The 18164-nt window shown below is 37.4% G+C and carries 11 protein-coding genes; all 11 read left to right on the forward strand.

Annotated elements, in window-relative coordinates:
- The first annotated feature begins 14 nt into the window (after positions 1-14).
- The 11 genes from C1A40_RS12430 (at position 15) to C1A40_RS12480 (ending at position 18128) form a co-directional block, all read left to right on the forward strand.
- Positions 15-1418 (forward strand): sulfatase, encoded by a 1404-nt coding sequence (locus C1A40_RS12430; RefSeq protein ID WP_102996167.1) that lies wholly within the window; start codon positions 15-17, stop codon positions 1416-1418.
- 18 nt (positions 1419-1436) lie between these two features.
- The gene (gene aldA / locus C1A40_RS12435) at positions 1437-2891 is read left to right on the forward strand and encodes an aldehyde dehydrogenase (RefSeq protein ID WP_102996168.1); all 1455 of its coding nucleotides are present in this window, start codon (positions 1437-1439) and stop codon (positions 2889-2891) included.
- A gap of 16 nt (positions 2892-2907) precedes the next feature.
- The gene (locus tag C1A40_RS12440) at positions 2908-4482 is read left to right on the forward strand and encodes a sulfatase family protein (protein WP_102996169.1); all 1575 of its coding nucleotides are present in this window, start codon (positions 2908-2910) and stop codon (positions 4480-4482) included.
- A 5-nt stretch (positions 4483-4487) separates the two neighbouring features.
- Positions 4488-6671 carry a glycoside hydrolase family 3 C-terminal domain-containing protein gene (locus tag C1A40_RS12445; RefSeq protein ID WP_102996170.1) on the forward strand — a complete coding sequence of 728 codons (2184 nt, stop codon included), beginning with the start codon at positions 4488-4490 and terminating at the stop codon, positions 6669-6671.
- 14 nt (positions 6672-6685) lie between these two features.
- Positions 6686-7780 carry a mandelate racemase/muconate lactonizing enzyme family protein gene (locus C1A40_RS12450; protein ID WP_066218867.1) on the forward strand — a complete coding sequence of 365 codons (1095 nt, stop codon included), beginning with the start codon at positions 6686-6688 and terminating at the stop codon, positions 7778-7780.
- 9 nt (positions 7781-7789) lie between these two features.
- Positions 7790-8836, forward strand: a complete 1047-nt coding sequence (locus tag C1A40_RS12455) for an aldose epimerase family protein (protein ID WP_102996171.1) — start codon at positions 7790-7792, stop codon at positions 8834-8836.
- A 42-nt stretch (positions 8837-8878) separates the two neighbouring features.
- Positions 8879-9910, forward strand: coding sequence for an L-rhamnose/proton symporter RhaT (locus C1A40_RS12460; protein WP_102996172.1), 1032 nt, complete (start codon positions 8879-8881; stop codon positions 9908-9910).
- A 21-nt stretch (positions 9911-9931) separates the two neighbouring features.
- Positions 9932-11155 carry a glycoside hydrolase family 117 protein gene (locus tag C1A40_RS12465; protein WP_102996173.1) on the forward strand — a complete coding sequence of 408 codons (1224 nt, stop codon included), beginning with the start codon at positions 9932-9934 and terminating at the stop codon, positions 11153-11155.
- Positions 11156-11731: 576 nt separating this feature from the next.
- Positions 11732-14806: a SusC/RagA family TonB-linked outer membrane protein gene (locus C1A40_RS12470; protein ID WP_102996174.1), complete on the forward strand. Its 3075-nt coding sequence runs from the start codon at positions 11732-11734 to the stop codon at positions 14804-14806.
- Positions 14807-14827: 21 nt separating this feature from the next.
- Positions 14828-16555, forward strand: coding sequence for a RagB/SusD family nutrient uptake outer membrane protein (locus C1A40_RS12475; RefSeq protein WP_102996175.1), 1728 nt, complete (start codon positions 14828-14830; stop codon positions 16553-16555).
- A 13-nt stretch (positions 16556-16568) separates the two neighbouring features.
- Positions 16569-18128, forward strand: a complete 1560-nt coding sequence (locus C1A40_RS12480; RefSeq protein WP_102996176.1) for a hypothetical protein — start codon at positions 16569-16571, stop codon at positions 18126-18128.
- Positions 18129-18164: the final 36 nt, after the last annotated feature.

Raw genomic sequence — 18164 nt, forward strand, 5'->3', positions numbered from 1 at the left:
ACAATTAAATAAATATGAAAAACACTCTAAACATAATACCTTATAAATTTCCAATTTTAACAGCGTTTATTTTTGGAGTGTTTTCATTTGTATATGGTCAAAATCAGCCTAACATCATATTCATCTTATCGGATGATGCGGGTTATGCCGATTTTGGTTTTCAAGGCAGTAGGGAATTCAAAACCCCCAACTTAGACAAGCTAGCTTCACAAAGTATTCGCTTTACTCAAGCTTACGTATCTGCGGCGGTTTGCGGTCCTTCAAGAGCCGGGATTTTAACCGGGAAATACCAACAACGTTTTGGTTACGAAGAAAACAATGTGCCTGGTTATATGAGTGCTTCAGGAACTACAGGCGATGAGATGGGTTTACCGCTTGATCAAAAATTAATTTCAGAATACTTAAAAGAACAGGGTTATAAAACGGCTTTATTCGGAAAATGGCACATGGGCAACGCCGACCGTTTTCATCCAACAAAACGCGGTTTCGATACCTTTTACGGATTCAGAGGCGGCGCTAGAAGTTATTACGAGTTTAACGAGAATAATAAAAGCTCTAGAAAAGAAGACCGGATGGAACGTGGTTTTGGTGGTTTTGAAGAGTCTAAACAGTATCTAACCGATGCCTTGGCTCATGAAACGGTTCAATTTATAGAAGCACATAAAGCACAACCATTTTTTGTGTATTTGTCATTTAATGCGGTGCATACACCTATCGAAGCGCATCCAGACGATTTAAAAAAGTTTCCAAAGTTAAAAGGTAAACGAAAAACTTTAGCAGCTATGACCTTGGCTTTAGATCGTGCCTGCGGAAAAGTATTCGATAAATTAGACGAGCTAGGTTTACGAGATAACACTATTATTGTTTTTACTAATGATAATGGCGGCCCTTCAGATACCAATGCGTCTTTAAATAAACCTTTAGGCGGTACAAAAGCCAATCATTTGGAAGGCGGTATTCGCGTACCATTTTTAATGGCCTTACCAAATCAGCAACAGAAGCATACAACTTACAAATACCCAATAAGCACCTTAGATTTATTTCCTACGTTTTACAATCTAGCAGGAGGAAATGAAAAGCAAATTTTAGATTTAGATGGTGTTAACCTGTTGCCATTCGTAACAGGGGAAAACAAATCGAGACCACACGAAACATTGTATTGGAAGAAAGAGGTTAGAGGTGCCATTAGACATCAAGATTGGAAATTAATTCGCTATCCGGATCGTCCAGCAGAATTGTACAATTTAGCTGAAGATGAATCGGAAGTTAACAATTTAGCGACAACGCATCCAGACATTGTAAACGACCTATATAAACAATTTTTTGAATGGGAAGTGTCTTTGGAACGCCCACGTTGGATGCTAAAACATCAATATGAAAAAGACGCCATAGAGCGCCTAGATAAATACAGAAACTAATAATTAAAACGGTTAATTATGACAAAAATAAAAGACTATCAGTTATTCATTAACGGAGCATGGAGAACATCAACATCAGGAGAAACGATTGATATTGTAAGCCCATCAACTGAAGAAGTTGTGGCGCGCATACAAAACGGAACAGCCGAAGAAGCTAATGAAGCTTTAGAAGCTGCCGATAAAGCTCAAAAAGAGTGGAAAAAATTACCAGCGCGTAAACGTGCTGAATTATTATATAAATTGGCGGATGAAATAGACGCTAATAACGAATATTTAGCCACTTTATTAACTAAAGAGCAAGGCAAACTTCTAAAGGTAGCCCGTTTTGAGGTGTCTGTTACGGCTTCATTTATTAGATATGCTTGTGAAGGTGCACGTCGTATTGAAGGGGATATTATTCCTTCAGACAACCCTAACGAGCAAATTTGGATTCAAAAAGTACCTCGTGGTGTGGTTGTTGCCATTACCGCTTGGAATTTCCCTTTAGCTTTAGCTGGTCGTAAATTAGGTCCTGCTTTAGTAGCAGGAAATACTATTGTTATTAAACCAACTTCCGAAACGCCTTTAGCTACTTTAGAGTTAGGAACTTTAGCTAATAAAGTAGGGATTCCAGCTGGTGTTATCAATATCTTAACCGGCCCAGGTCGTGTTATGGGGAATGCTTTAGTGGAAAACCCAATTACTAAAATGGTAACCATGACAGGGTCTACGCCTGTAGGACAGCAAATCGCAAGATTAGCAGCGAATAACTTAACACATGTACAATTAGAATTGGGTGGAAAAGCACCATTTATCGTGTTTGAAGATGCCGATATCGATGCAGCAGTTGAAGCGGCTTTACATTCTCGTTTTGATAACTGCGGACAAGTATGTACCTGTAACGAACGTATGTATGTGCATGAAGGTATTTACGATGTGTTTATGGAAAAATTCATTGCTAAAGTGAAAACTTTAAAAGTGGGTGATCCGATGCTAGAAGAAACCGATATGGGACCAAAAGTAAATGGTTCAGAATTAAAGCACATGGAGCATTTAGTGGCCGTTTCTATTGAAGAAGGTGCTACAGTAGCTACAGGAGGAAAACGTCCTGAAGGTGCTCAATTTGAAAAAGGTTTCTGGTTCGAACCAACGGTTTTAACCAATGTTACACAGGATATGACGATTGTTCATGAAGAGTCTTTCGGACCTATTTTACCAGTACTTAAATTCTCTTCTTTTGAAGAAGTTATTGGTTATGCAAACGACTGTGAATACGGTTTAGCGGCTATGGTTTTTACTAACGATATGAATACCATTATGAAGTGTAATGATGAGTTAGAATACGGTGAAATCTATGTAAATAGAGGACATGGTGAACAACACCAAGGCTTCCATAACGGCTATAAATTATCAGGTTCTGGTGGTGAAGATGGTAAATACGGTTTCGAACAATATTTAGAAAAGAAAACATTCTATATTAAACATAAAGCTTAATTAAAACGTCAATATTATGATTTTCCCTAATCCGAATAAATTCAAATACCTCCTTTTAGCGGTGTTAAGCATTACTTTTATGCATTGTAAAAGCGATAAAAAACAAGCTGAAATAAATGCAGAAAAAACCATAACACAACCTAATGTGGTGGTTATTTATTTAGACGATTTAGGGTTTGGCGATTTAAGTTGCTATGGTGCAACGGCTTTACAAACACCAAATATTGATAAATTGGCTAACGGTGGTGTACGCTTTACTAATGGTTATGCAACCTCTGCAACGTGTACACCAAGCCGTTATGGCATATTAACAGGGGTGTATCCTTGGCGTAATAAGGATGCTAAAATCCTTCCAGGAACGGCTCCTTTATTAATTTCTACAACTCAGGAAACACTACCCAAATTATTTAAATCTAAAGGTTATGAAACGGCCGTTGTAGGCAAATGGCATTTAGGTTTAGGTTCTGGTCATGTCGATTGGAATAAACACATTTCACCGAGTCCTAACGAAGTAGGATTTGATTATTCATACATCATGGCAGCTACTCAAGACCGCGTGCCAACCGTTTACATCGAAAATGGCGATGTGGTTGGATTAGATCCAAACGATCCTATAGAAGTGAATTATAATAAAAACTTTGAAGGGGAGCCTACTGCAATTTCAAACCCTGAAATGCTTAAAATGAAATGGCACCATGGGCATAACAATAGCATAGTAAACGGTATTCCTAGAATTGGTTATATGAAAGGAGGTGAAGCAGCCAAGTGGAAAGATATCGATATGGCCGATCACTTTTTAGAGAAGGCACAGACTTACGTGAAAAACCATAAAGATTTTCCATTTTTCTTATATTACGCACTACAGCAACCGCATGTACCTAGAACGCCTCATCCGCGTTTTGAAGGAAAATCTGGTTTAGGACCTCGTGGCGATGTGATTTTAGAAGCCGATTGGGTAATTGGTGAATTTATAAATACCCTTAAATCTGAAGGACTTTTAGAGAACACTTTAATCGTTTTTTCAAGTGATAATGGCCCTGTTTTAAATGATGGCTATGAAGATGATGCGGTTGAAAAACTAGGAGATCACGATCCAAAAGGTGGTCTTCGAGGTGGAAAATACAGTTTGTTTGAAGCGGGTACGCATGTGCCATTCATTACCTATTGGGAAGGAAAAATAAAACCACTAGTGTCTGATGCTTTAGTATGTCAGGTGGATTTAATGGCCTCTTTTACAACACTTATTGATGGCGATATAAAACCTTCAGATAGCGAAGATATTTTAAAAGCTTTCTTAGGTGAAAGTAAAAAGGGACGTGAGTCTTTAATTTTAGAGGCCAATACTAGAACTGCGTATCGTGAAGGCGATTGGATTATGATTCCACCATACGAAGGCAAAAGTTATTATGAAGATGTTCAAATTGAAATCGGGATAGCTCCAGAGTATCAATTGTATCATCTGAAAACAGATCCTGGTCAGCAAAAAAACCTTGCAGTATATAATCCAGAGCAATTAAAACTGATGGTTGAGCATTTCAACGCAAAGCGGGGTAATGCCTATTCAAACATTGAAGAATTAGAGTTAAAATAAAATTTATGCGTAAATCTGTCTTCATTTTAAGTCTTTTTATAAGTCTGTTTCAAGCAAATAGCCAACAATCTTTTGTTTGGTTTGATGAAGCGCTTCCTTTTGAAAAAAGGGTAGACGTCTTGCTTGATGCTATGACTTTAGAGGAGAAATGCAGTCAATTTATGTCAGACTCTCCAGCTATAATTCGTTTAGGAATTCCTGAATATAACTGGTGGAATGAAGCCTTACATGGGGTTGCCCGAAACGGAAAAGCTACTATTTTTCCTCAAGGGATTGCTATGGGCGCCACGTTTAACCCGGAATTAATTAAGGAAGTTGCTAATGCGATTTCAGATGAAGGTCGGGCTAAATTTCAAGTATCAAAATCTATTGGTAATCGAGGTATGTATGCCGGATTAACCTATTGGTCGCCAAACGTGAACATTTTTAGAGACCCGCGTTGGGGACGCGGACAAGAAACCTATGGTGAAGATCCGTTTTTAACTTCTAAAATTGGCGTAGCCTTTGTTGAAGGTTTACAAGGCGATAACGAGAAGTATTTTAAATCGACCGCTTGTGCTAAACATTTTGCAGTGCATTCTGGTCCGGAAGCTTTACGTCATAGTTTCAATGCAAATCCTTCCAAATTAGATTTATATGAAACTTACTTGCCAGCTTTTGAAGCTTTGGTAAAAGAAGGCCATGTGCAAGGGGTTATGGGCGCTTACAACGCAGTTTACGGCGAGCCTTCAACAAGCAGTACGTTTTTATTAGATGAAACCTTGAAGAAAGCTTGGGGTTTCAACGGTTATATTGTTTCCGATTGTGGGGCTTTGGGCGATATTATGAAAGGTCATAAAAAAGCAAAAACTCAGGAAGAAGCAGCTGCGCTTGCTATGTTGGCTGGTGTGAATTTAAACTGCGGATGGGTTTACCAAAAGTTAGCATCTGCCGTTAAAAAAGGACTTATCTCTGAAGATTTGATTGATGAGCGTTTACGGAAATTATTCTTAATCCGTTTTAAACTAGGCTTTTTTGATTCTGATGCTAGTAACCCATACACCAAACTGGGAACGGAAGTTATCAATTCCGAAAAACATAAAAACATTGCGCGTAAAGCGTCTCAACAATCAATCGTTTTATTGAAAAATGAGAACAACGTTTTACCATTAGATAAAAATATAAAATCCCTGTATGTTACAGGATCTTTCGCGGCTTCAACCGAAATTTTAATCGCGAACTATTACGGGATGTCTCCAAATATGGTAACCGTTTTAGAAGGTGTTGCCGATAAGGTGTCATTAGGCACTTCCGTAGAATACCGTCTTGGTGTTTTACCTTTTCAAAATAATTTAAACCCATTAAATTGGGCGGTACAAGTACCAAAAACCGTTGATGCTACCATTTTAGTGGCTGGAATTTCAAACGAAATTGAAGGCGAAGAAGTTGATGCTATTGCTTCGCAACATAAAGGCGATCGACAAGATTTAAAATTACCACAAAGTCAAATCGACTACATTAAAGATGTCAGTAAAAACAAAAAAGGGCCGCTAATTCTAGTTCTAGGTACTGGAAGTCCGGTGTCTTTAGAAGAAGTAGAGCCTTATGTCGATGCCATAGTTTTAATGTGGTATCCTGGCGAACAAGGCGGAAACGCGGTGGCCGATGTTATTTTTGGCGATGTATCACCTTCAGGGCATTTACCCATTACATTTCCTAAAAACGTGGAGCAATTACCACCTTTCGATGATTATAGCATGAAAGGACGTACGTATAAATACATGGAAAAAGAACCGATGTATCCTTTTGGTTTTGGATTGAGTTATGGCAAAATTTCATTTGAAGCCGTTTCGCCAAAGTCTAAAACGATTAAAAAAGGGGAAGAGGTTTCATTTTCTATTATCGTAAAAAATCAAAGTGATAGCCATTTAGAAGATGTAGTACAGGTTTATTTAATTCCTGAAGACGACAAAGGCTTTCTTCCAAAATATGCCTTAAAAGCCTTCAAAAGAATTACATTGAAACCTAATGCATCGCAAGAATTGACGTTTACTTTAACCGATAAAGATTTTTATCAAACCGATTTAGAAGGCAAAAAAGCATGGCTAAAAGGACGTTATAAAATTGCGATTTCTAACGCCTTGCCAAGTGAACGTAGTGCTAAGCTAGGCGCTTCAAAACCGGTTGAATTTGGGATTAAATTACATTAAAAAAGCATAAAATTATGAGTACAAAAATAGCAAACATAAAAACTAGATTATTCACCGTGCCTTTACCAGAGGTGATGTCCGACGCTAAACATGGTGATCACTATCATTTTGAATTGGTAACAGTTACCATCACTTTAGAAGATGGTACCGAGGGCACAGGATATACTTACACCGGCGGAAAAGGTGGATTTGCCATTAAGGCCATGGTAGAACACGATTTTACTGAAGCTTTAATAGGTAAAGATGGTACCGATGTAGAAGGTATTTACGATTTTTTAGAATGGCACATTCACTACGTAGGGCGTGGTGGGATCGCTTCTTTTGCGATTTCTGCAGTCGATATTGCCTTATGGGATATTCGTTGTAAAAAAGCAGGGCAACCACTTTGGAAAATGGCTGGTGGCGCAGGAAATACTTGTAAAGCCTATTGTGGTGGAATCGATTTAATGTTTCCAATAGAAAAGCTTTTAAGTAATATGAAAGGCTATTTGGAAAGTGGATTTAATGCCGTAAAAATTAAAATCGGACGTGAAAATTTAGAGGAAGATTTAGAGCGTATCAAAGCCGTTCGTGAATATATTGGACCAGATGTAACCTTTATGGTGGATGCGAATTATTCGATGACCGTAGAGCAAGCTATTAAAGCCATTGAAGGGTTTAAAGACCAAAACATTACTTGGTTTGAAGAGCCTATCATTCCAGACAACTATAAAGGCTACGCCGAAATTGTTGATGCTACAGGATTTCCTTTAGCAATGGGTGAAAATTTACATACCATTCACGAGTTTGAGTATGCTATGGAGCAATCAAAACTATCTTTTGTTCAACCCGATGCTTCCAATTGTGGAGGGGTTACAGGATGGTTAGCAGCTGCTAGATTAGCCGATAAACATGGTATTCCAGCTTGTTCGCATGGGATGCAAGAATTACATGTGAGTTTAGTTTCTGCACAACCAAATTCAGGTTGGTTAGAAGTGCATAGTTTCCCAATAGACCAATATACAACCAGACCTTTAGTGGTGGAGAATCACCGTGCCGTAGCACCAGATTATCCAGGTGTTGGTGTTGTTTTCAACTGGGAAAAATTAAGTCCGTACGAACAAAACTAAACCCTACTTATGAACATATTAAAAACGAATTTCGGACAATTAAAAGATCAAGATATTGCGTTGTTTACATTATCAAACACCAATGGTGTTGAAGTTAAAATAACCAATTACGGCGCGACAATTACTTCAATAAAAGTGCCTGGAGCTAACGGAAACATTGAAACCATCACTTGTGGATTTGATACTTTAGAGAGTTATTTTTCTGAAGCTTACAAAAACAATTCGCCTTATTTTGGAGGTACTGTTGGACGTTATTGCTCACAAATAAAAAATGCCGAGTTTTCCTTAAACGGAAAAACATTTCAGTTGGCAAAAAACGCAGGCGATAATAATTTACACGGTGGTGTTGAAGGTTTCGATAAAAAAATATGGGAAGCGTCCTTAGTCGATTCTAAAGATGCTTCAGCCATTAAAATGACTTTGTTAAGTCAAGATTTAGAAGAAGGGTTTCCGGGGAATGTGGAGGTTTCAGTAAGCTTTACACTCAATAACAATAACGAATTAACCATTCAGTATGAAGGAGCGCCAGATCAAGACACACCTTTGTCGTTAACCAATCATACCTATTTTAACTTATCTGGTTTTTCAGAAAATATAGAAAATCATATTGCCAAAGTGTTTAGCGATAAACGCTTAGCAACCGATGAAACTGGAGCTGCTACAGGCGAGATTTTAAATGTTGAAGGTGAAGCCGACGATTTAAGAGAAGGAAAAATGATTGGCGATGTGCATAAACAAATGAACGATGGTTTCGAGCATTTCTACATTTTTGATGCCGATGACTCTAAGTTAAAGCACACGGCATCTATAACAGATCCAAATACAAAAAGACGTTTAGATGTGTACACCACAGAGCCTTGTATGCTATTGTACACGGGCAAATACACATCAGACGACTTGCAACGTGAAAACGGTCAGAAATTTGGAAAATACCGCGGATTTTGTTGCGAAACACACCGCTATCCAAACGGACCAAACATTGAGGGGGCTCCAAAGTCTGTAACCAAGGCTGGCGACACCTTTAAAAGTACCACCATTTTTAAATTTGGTTGGTAGAAAACCCAAACCAATTAAACCATTAACTTAATAAATTAAACTATGGGAATTTTATTAGCGATTACCGCGGGCATTATGCTCGGCTTTTGGGCCATGCCCGAAAAATACATAAAAAACTATGCCTTCGAAAATGCATGGGGTTTATGTTACTTATTTATGTTATGGGTGATACCCTTTGTGGTAGCCTTTTCTATGATTAATAACTTTAGTCAGGTTCTAGCCGATGTAGGAGCTCCAGTACTCCTAAAAATGTTAATACCAGGATTCTTATGGGGTGTAGGTATGATGCTTTGGGGAAAGGCCATCAACTATATCGGGATGTCATTAGGTTTTTCCATTTTTATAGGCACTATTATCGTTGTAGGTTCCTTATTACCTTGGGGACTATCTGGTCTTCCGGAGTTAGAAACGGGAGGTATTAATAGAGCGAAAATTATAACCATTTTAGTTGGCATCCTCATCATTTTTACGGGAATCATGTTAAATGGTAGAGCAGGGATATTGCGTTCGGCTAAAGAGAATACCGATGGTGAAAAAACTTATGATGGTTCCATGCTTACAGGTATCATCATAGCCATAATTGGTGGTGTTTTATGTACTGGTTTTAATGTGGCTTTAGAAATTACACACGAAGGTGAAGTGGCTAAAAATATTATTAGTGAGATGGTGGTAGCCCAAGGCAATGCGGCTTGGTTAACGTCTGTAGCTTCTATGTTTATCGTGTATGTATCGGGTGGTGTTTTTGTGGTGCCTTACTTCGTTATAATGTTAAGCAAAAAGAAACTGTGGGGAAGTTTTAAAGTGCCAGAAGCTGGAAAAAACATCAGTTTAACCGGACTTATGGCAGCCTTAAATTTTGCAGCCTCAATCGTATTTGCTTATTCTTCCTTTGTTTTAGGTAGTGAAGGAGGGTCTATTGGTTATGCTATTTTCAATACCTTGTCGGTAGTAACAGCAGTAACCGCAGGGGTATTTGCTCACGAATGGAAAGGGGCGCCGGTAAAAGCAAAATCAGCTTTATATTTGGGATTAGCAGCCATGATAATTGGTGTATTAATCATCGCTTTTTTATAAAATTAAAAACTATATATTAAAATGAGACATAAAATAAATTTAACCGTATTAGCTTTAATACTTATGATGAGTGCTTGTAATCAGAAACCTGAGAACCCTCAAAAGGCTGAAGAAACCAAAACAACAGACTCAACGCCAACAGAGGCGCAAATTGACTTTTTAGGAATCACCGATCCCAATCACCTTAGTGCTGCTTCAAAAAGAGCTTTACAATGGCCAACCGATTTAGGCAATGAATGGTTTATTGAGTTTTCACAACTTCAACCTTTAAAGGGAGATTTAGCATATGAAGAAGGTGTCGTACGTCGTGATCCAAGTGCGATGATTAAGCATGACGGGAAATACTATGTTTGGTATTCAAAATCTACAGGAAAAACAGATGGTTTTGCTGGCGATATTGAAAATGATAAAGTATTCCCATGGGATCGATGCGATATTTGGTATGCCACTTCAGAAGATGGTTGGACATGGAAAGAAGAAGGTATGGCAGTGCCAAGAGGTGAGAAAGGTAGTTACGACGACCGTTCGGTATTTACTGTAGAAATTATGGAACACGATGGTATGTACTACTTATGTTACCAGACCGTGAAGTCACCTTACAATGTGCGTGTTAAAAATCAAGTAGGTTTAGCTTGGTCGAATTCACCAAATGGACCTTGGACCAAAAGTGAAGAACCTATTTTAAGTCCAGCAGATAATGGGGTTTGGAAAGGAACTGAGCAAAACAGGTTTTTAGTAGAGAAAAAAGGAGATTTCGATAGTCATAAAGTACACGATCCTTGTATTATTCCTTACAAAGGGAAATTCTACTTGTATTATAAAGGAGAACAAATGGGTGAAGCTATTACTTTTGGCGGACGTCAAATTCGTCATGGTGTGGCTATTGCCGATAACCCTAAAGGGCCTTACGTGAAATCACCGTATAACCCAATTAGTAATAGTGGTCATGAAATTTGTGTATGGCCGTACAATGGTGGTATTGCTTCATTAATTACTACTGATGGTCCTGAGAAAAATACCATTCAATGGGCGGAAGATGGTATAAACTTCGAAATTATGTCGGTTATTCCAGGAGTTAATGCTCACGCCATTGGATTAAATAGAACGGCAGAAATAGAAAAGGAACCAACTGAAATTTTACGTTGGGGCTTATCTCATATTTATAATTCTTACGATTATCAAAGTATTATGCGTTTTGAGTCGCATAGAAAAACAACTCATGTTGCCAAAGGTGAAAGTAACTAGCGGGAATAATTTTATATTTGTTATTTTTTACTTTGTGAGGGCCTTCTAATTTTTTAGAAGGCTTTTTTTTTGCCTAATATTTAGGTTAATCCAGCTTCAAATGGCTAGATAAAATGCCTCAAAATTACAAAATATTAAATAATATGTTATGGTATGTCTAGTTTCTATTTGTTAATAAAATAGTATTTAAATTTTGTAATATGAAATTAAAAGTGTTCATTTTTGCGACATTGATAAAATTGCTTGTTTTTTAGCTTGCATGGTCTTCTTTTTTAGAATAATTTAACGTTTAATAGGTGTCAATAGTTAAAGAAATGTGAAAATAAGCCGAATTACCCCCTATATTTTTATGGATTTTCACTTACAAAATCTGTACAAAGGGAAAAAATATTAATTTTAATCGACTAAAAATCAGTGTATTTTAAGTTTGTCTAGTTTTAATCGAGTCTCAATTTTGTGTGTCGCTTAATGGTATTTATAAATTAGCGATTGTTAACCTAAAGGTGTTAATCTATGTTTAATAGTTGTCTACATTTTAAGGAATAACTAAAACTAACTATTTCTAATTATTTAAGTATGAAACAAAAATTGAAATTATGGAGGAGCAAATTTTTATTGGTTTGTTCTTTTCTATTGCTAACGATTACAAATGCTTATGCACAAAACACCGTTGGAGGTGCAGTTGTGGATGAAAACGGTATTCCGTTGCCGGGAGTTGCAATTGTAATAAAAGGAACAACGGTTGGAACAGTAACAGACTTTGATGGTGCGTTTTCTATAGACGCAAGTTCAGGGAGCACCTTAGTCTTTACTTTTTTGGGTTATCAAACTCAAGAAGTGGTAATCACAGATAAGAGAAGATATAATATTTCTTTACAAGAAGATCTTCAAAGTCTTGAGGAAGTAGTGGTAGTAGGTTACGGAACTCAAAAGAAGAAGGAAGTCACTGGTGCCGTTGGAATGGTAGACTCAGAAATTATTGCTAAGGCTCCTGTGGCCGATTTAGGAGAGTCGATTCAAGGGCAAATAGCTGGGGTAAATGTACAATCAAGTAGTGGACGTCCAGGGGAATCTGCAAATATCCAAATTAGAGGTTTGGGATCTGTGAGTTCTGGTGGTTTAGGTCCATTATATGTTGTAGATGGTGTTCCTTATGAAGGGAATCCAAACATTCCAACCGAACAAATTGAAAAGGTTGACATTCTTAAAGATGGTGCTGCAGCGGCCGTTTATGGTACACGTGCTTCTAACGGTGTAATCCTTATTACGACTAAAAAAGGTTCAAAAGGAACGTTTAACGTAAACTTTAGTACGTATGGTGGGGTGCAAAACATCACATCTGGTACACCATTAATGAATACCAATCACCAATTATATGCCGAAGAAGTGATGTTGGAAGCCTTAGGGAGAGATCCTCTTGTGTTTTTCTTTAATCCCGATGCCTTAGATTATGATACGGATTTTGTGGGTGATGTACAAAATAATAATGCTGGTATTCAAAATTACAATCTAGGCGTTTCTGGAGGTTCTGAAAACTTAACCTTGAATTTGAGTGCTAATTACTTTAATCAAGAAGGTGTTTTAATTAATTCTGGTTTCGATCGTTTAAGTACCCGTTTAACTGGAGAGTTTACTAAAGGTAAATTTAGAGCTTTTGCCAGTATAGGTTTAACTAAAGAAAACAGACAGCAAGAACCTTGGGCGCTTTACGAATATGCGATTGCGCAAAGACCATGGCAGCCAGGTATCGATCAATTGCAAAGCAATGGTGAAAACAGTGTTGAAATTCCGGTACGTAATGCTATTTTATATAGCTACTTATCTAGAGAACTTGAAAATGAAGATGATCGTGTAACGAACAGTTCAAATGTTGCGGTTAATTTAGAATATGAATTTTTAGATGGTTTAAGCTACCAAATTAACCTAGGTAGAAATACTTGGGATTACCGTCGTAAGTTTTTTAGACCACAATATTTAGTGTATGATTATCAGGGGGATTACAATCCAACAGCTTCTAGAGAGGATGCGATCTTAAATGAAGATTTTACTTTCACTGAACGTATGGTTATCGAAAACTTATTTAAGTACAATAAGAGTTTTGGAAAGCATAACTTTAACTTGTTAGGGGTGCTTTCTTATGAGACGTTTAAGTCTAAACAATTAAGTACTGGAGTTATCGGACTATTAAGTAATGACACTCCAGTATTAGGAGCAGGCGTTGAAGCTATAAAGCCATCAAGTTACGATAGAGTTAACAATCTTTCAGGTAAATTAGTTCGTTTGCAGTATAATTATGATGAGCGCTATTTATTCTCTGCAAGTTATAGACGTGATGGTTCTTCTAACTTTGGAGAAGAAAATCGTTATGGTGACTTTTTTGGACTTTCTGCAGGTTGGAACGTAAGCGAAGAAGAGTTTTTTAATGTCGATGCGATTTCTAATTTAAAACTTAGAGCGAGTTGGGCTGAAGTAGGAAACCAAAACATTCCAGCTTATGCTTATGCACCTCAAGTAGAAAGTGGTATAAATTATCCTTTTGGTCCTAATGAAGAAATGGATTCAGGAGCAATTCAACGTCGTTTTGCCGATCCAAACATTAAATGGGAAACAAGTATTTCTAAAAATATTGGTTTAGACTTAAGTTTATTTAAAAATCGTTTAAATTTTACAGCCGATTTTTATGAAACCAATAAGGAAGACATGCTTATTCAAGAACGTTTGGCACCTTCTTCAGGTACTTGGCATCCAAGAGCATCAGGAGTATACGATGTACGTGTAACTAATGCCGGTAACATGGTTAACCGTGGGGTTGAATTAGCCTTAAATTTTAAAGGAGTGACTTCTGGTGGACTAACATATAACTTAGCAGGAACGTTTACAAAAAACAAGAATGAGGTGACTAACCTTAACGGTGTAGAACGCGGTTACGGCAATGGTCGCCCAGTGGTTTCTTTAGGTGAAAACATTGATTATACAACTTTCTTAGCCAAAGGTTACGAAGCTGGTGCCTTCTTTTTAGTGCAACATGATGGAATTATTAAAACTCAAGACCAGTTGGATGAATACAAGAAAATTGATCCTAGTGCACAACTTGGTGATGCCATGTATATCGATGAAGATGGAAATGGTGTAATCGACGATAACGATCGTGTTTATGCAGGTTCTGGTCAAGCCGATTTTGAAGCTGGATTTAACTTAAATCTTGAATATAAAGGTTTCGATTTTTATGCGCAAACTTACTATTCGCATGGTGCCGAAATCTTTAATGGTGCACGTTTATACGGTTATACTCAAGGAAGACATGAAGAGCAGTATTACCAGTGGACACCACAAAATTCAAATTCAGATGTTGCGACGTTCAGACAAAGTGCTTACCACAATAACGTAAGAGCAAGATCGGATTACTTCTTAGAAGATGGAACTTATTTAAGAATTAGAAACTTAACTTTAGGTTATACAATTCCTTTAGTGGATACATCTATTCTTAACCGAGCCAGAGTTTACTTTACTGCCATGAACCCTTTCACCTTTACCGAATATACAGGTTACGATCCTGAAGTTGGAGGTGACGGAATATTTACACGAGGTGTAGATCGAGGTAATTACCCAGTAGCACGAAGATTTATCCTAGGTGTACAATTTAATTTCTAAACCCGAAAAGCAGTTAAAAACATGAAAAATAAAATTAATTTATATATACTGATACCTCTAGCAAGTTTATTTTTGCTTGTAGGCTGTGATGAAGAATCTTTTTTAGATCAAGAAAACCCTAATACCATTACAACCGATACGTTTTGGAATACGTCTAACCAATTTCAAACCGCATTAACTACGGTATATGGTGCACTGCAGTTTCAAAGCGTCAGTGGTGGGGGCTTAATTTATGAAATGGCCATGGCCGATATTGGAGGAACCGAATCTTGGTACAGACCATTTGCCTTCAGAAACTTAACTTTTAACGATGGTTTCTACTATGTTACCGATAAGTGGAACGAATTATACATTGGAATCTTTAGAGCTAATCAAGTTATTCAAAATTTACAAACAACTGAAGCAAGTTTTGAAACAGGAGAGCGCGAAAGTATAGAAGCACAAGCTCGTTTTTTAAGAGCTTTCTATTACTTTCAGTTAGCCCATACTTATGGTGGAGCCGTAATTAGAAACAATGTTCCTGAGACTCGTGAGGATTTTGATGTACCGTTTAGTTCTAAAGACGAGGTGACCAATTCTATGATTATCCCAGATTTAGAATATGCAGTATCTAAATTACCATTAAGATGGAGTTCAGAAAATATTGGACGTATTACTCAAGGCGCAGCAAAGAGTTTACTAGGGAAGGTGTATTTATACGACGAAGATTTCGCGAAAGCAGCAACGTTGTTTAAAGAAGTTATCGATTCTGGTGTATACGATTTAACACCAGATATCATGGATAATTTTACTGAACAAAATGAATTTAATGAAGAGTCTATTTTTGAAGTGGCTTACAATTCTGATGTTAACCCAGGAGCTAATGGAAATATTGTAGATGATAATGTTAATGAATCTGGTGCAGAAGCTACATCATTGGCAACTGCCTTTGGACAGTTAAACTTTGGAGCATATAATACTTTACTTCCAAGTTATTATTTACATGAATTGTATGCAAATGATGAGGTAGATCCTACTAATAACATTAATAATGGAAACCAACAATCTAAAAGGTTAAGTGCTAGTATCGCGCCAATAAATGGCGAAACCGACTACTACCAATTACCTATTGGTGAGCGTGGAGGTTGGGCCTTCGGTCAAAGTGCTTACATTAAAAAACACACGAATTGGTACCATTGGAAACAAGAAGATGCGAATAGTCGTTCTGGAATTAATTTCCGCCATATTCGTTTAGCCGATGTTTATTTAATGTATGCCGAGGCTGTTTTAGAAAGCGCTAATAATTCTGCAGAAGCCATAAAATATATCGATATGGTTCGTGCAAGAGCAGGTGTTAAAACCCTTACTCAGTACATGAATGACAATGGCGGTATGTTTCCACAGTTACACATCAGTAAACAAGTGCATGGTACACAGCCTTTAGTGCCTGCTACTCCAGATAATGTATTAACACACATTCGAAAAGTAGAACGCCCGTTAGAATTAGCTTTTGAAGGGCATCGTTGGAAAGATCTTGTGCGTTGGGGAATAGTTAAAGAAGTGTTCGATGACTTACGTGCCGATGAAGTTTGGAGAGAAAATAACAAAGATATTTTAGAAATCTCGGGCAATGGTGTAGCACCACTGTTTATTAAAGAACGTGTGCGTCCAGATTTTAACCTGTCTAGCGTGAACTACCAATCTGCAACACACGATTATTTGCCAATTCCGGTTACCGAGCAGCAAACCAACGGAGCGTTAAACAACTAAAAAAAGAAAAGCAATGAAAATCTATAAAAATATATTTAAATTCCTGTGCATTGCCGCTTTAAGTTTCACGGCCTGCGACAGTGATAATGACATAGAATTAAATGAGCCAAGTCATCGTGTTATTTATACCAGTCAGATGGACTTTGGTAATACCATTGAGGTTGGTAATTATATAACTTTTGGAGATGTTTCTCCTGGAGTTGAATCTAGAAAATGGACTTTTCCTGAAAATATTACCAGTGTTCAAGGAGCGGAAACTTCTGATGATATCGTAAAAGCTTACTTTAATAAAGCAGGTGTATATGATGTGTCCTTAAATCAAACCTTCAAAAATGATGCTTATGTTGATGAAGTGTTAAAAGGTAAAGAATTAGATACGGTTATTGTTGTAACGGTTCTTGAGCCAATTAGTATTTCGGTAACAGCTAATTATATTAATCCAGATGGTACGCTAGGAGCTGCTTTAAACATGGCTGATGGTGCTAAAAATGTTTTAGAAGCTAGTCGCTCTATTCGATATACATACAGTGTTGTAGGTGCGCCAGAAAATACCACTTGGAACTTTGAAGAAGGAACACCGGCTTCTGTTGAAAACACGGAAACTGTTGATATCAAGTATCGTAAAATGGGTGTTTTTGGTTTTGATTTAGTGGCAGAAAGAGGTCGCCCTTTTGGTGAGGCTATGGTAGCTTACAATGACTTCGTTGAAGTTGTTCCTTCTACAGACCCTGTAGGTTTAGATGCGGTTTATAATTACCAAGATTATATCGCCTTAGAATTTAGTCGTGAAATGGATCCTGCAACGCTTAATGCTGCCGATTTTTCAGTAACTATCGACAATAATGGAACTATTATAAATCCAATGATCGAATCTGCAATGGTTGATGCCGTTGAAGGAAACCGTATTTTATTAAGCCTTTTAAATGAAACGGCTTATAATGATGATACGGTTACCGTATCTTATACTGCTGGAAGTTTAGCAACATTGGACTTTGTTGCTGCCGATTCTTTTTCTGATGTACCATTGGTGTTTGTTGGAAACAACATATTAGATAACGGAACCTATGACTTCGGTTTTGAAAATTCTTTAGATACCAATTGGAAAGATCTAGGATGGGGAGCACCATGGAATAAATATTCTTTTAGAGTGAGTACAGCTCAAGCATATGATGGGACTAATTCTGGATATGTAGAAATTCAACCAAACGGCGGAATGATTATGGCACAAGTAGATAATGATGGTGCATTCGTTACTTTTGATGTAGAAGCTGGTAAGACTTACGAGTTAGGTGTTTGGGTATACGTTGAAACACCACCTAACTATGCTGCAGGGGCAATTCCACCAGATATTCGTTTATACTGGGCACCTGCAACTAACTGGGGTGTAGGACCTAATCCTGAAATTAATACCAATTTCAAATTCGGAGAATGGGTATACAGTTCAAAAATTGTAACTTTTTCTGTGTCAGGACCTACAAGAATTAATCTACGTGGAGATAACCAATCGAATTCGGAAGTCATGAAAATATATTTGGATAATTTAACCTTGATCGAGGCTAATTTACGCCCATAATATCTTTTATTTAGTTTAGTTTGTTAAAACTCCAAA

Source organism: Tamlana carrageenivorans (assembly GCF_002893765.1).
Lineage (GTDB): Bacteria > Bacteroidota > Bacteroidia > Flavobacteriales > Flavobacteriaceae > Pseudotamlana > Pseudotamlana carrageenivorans.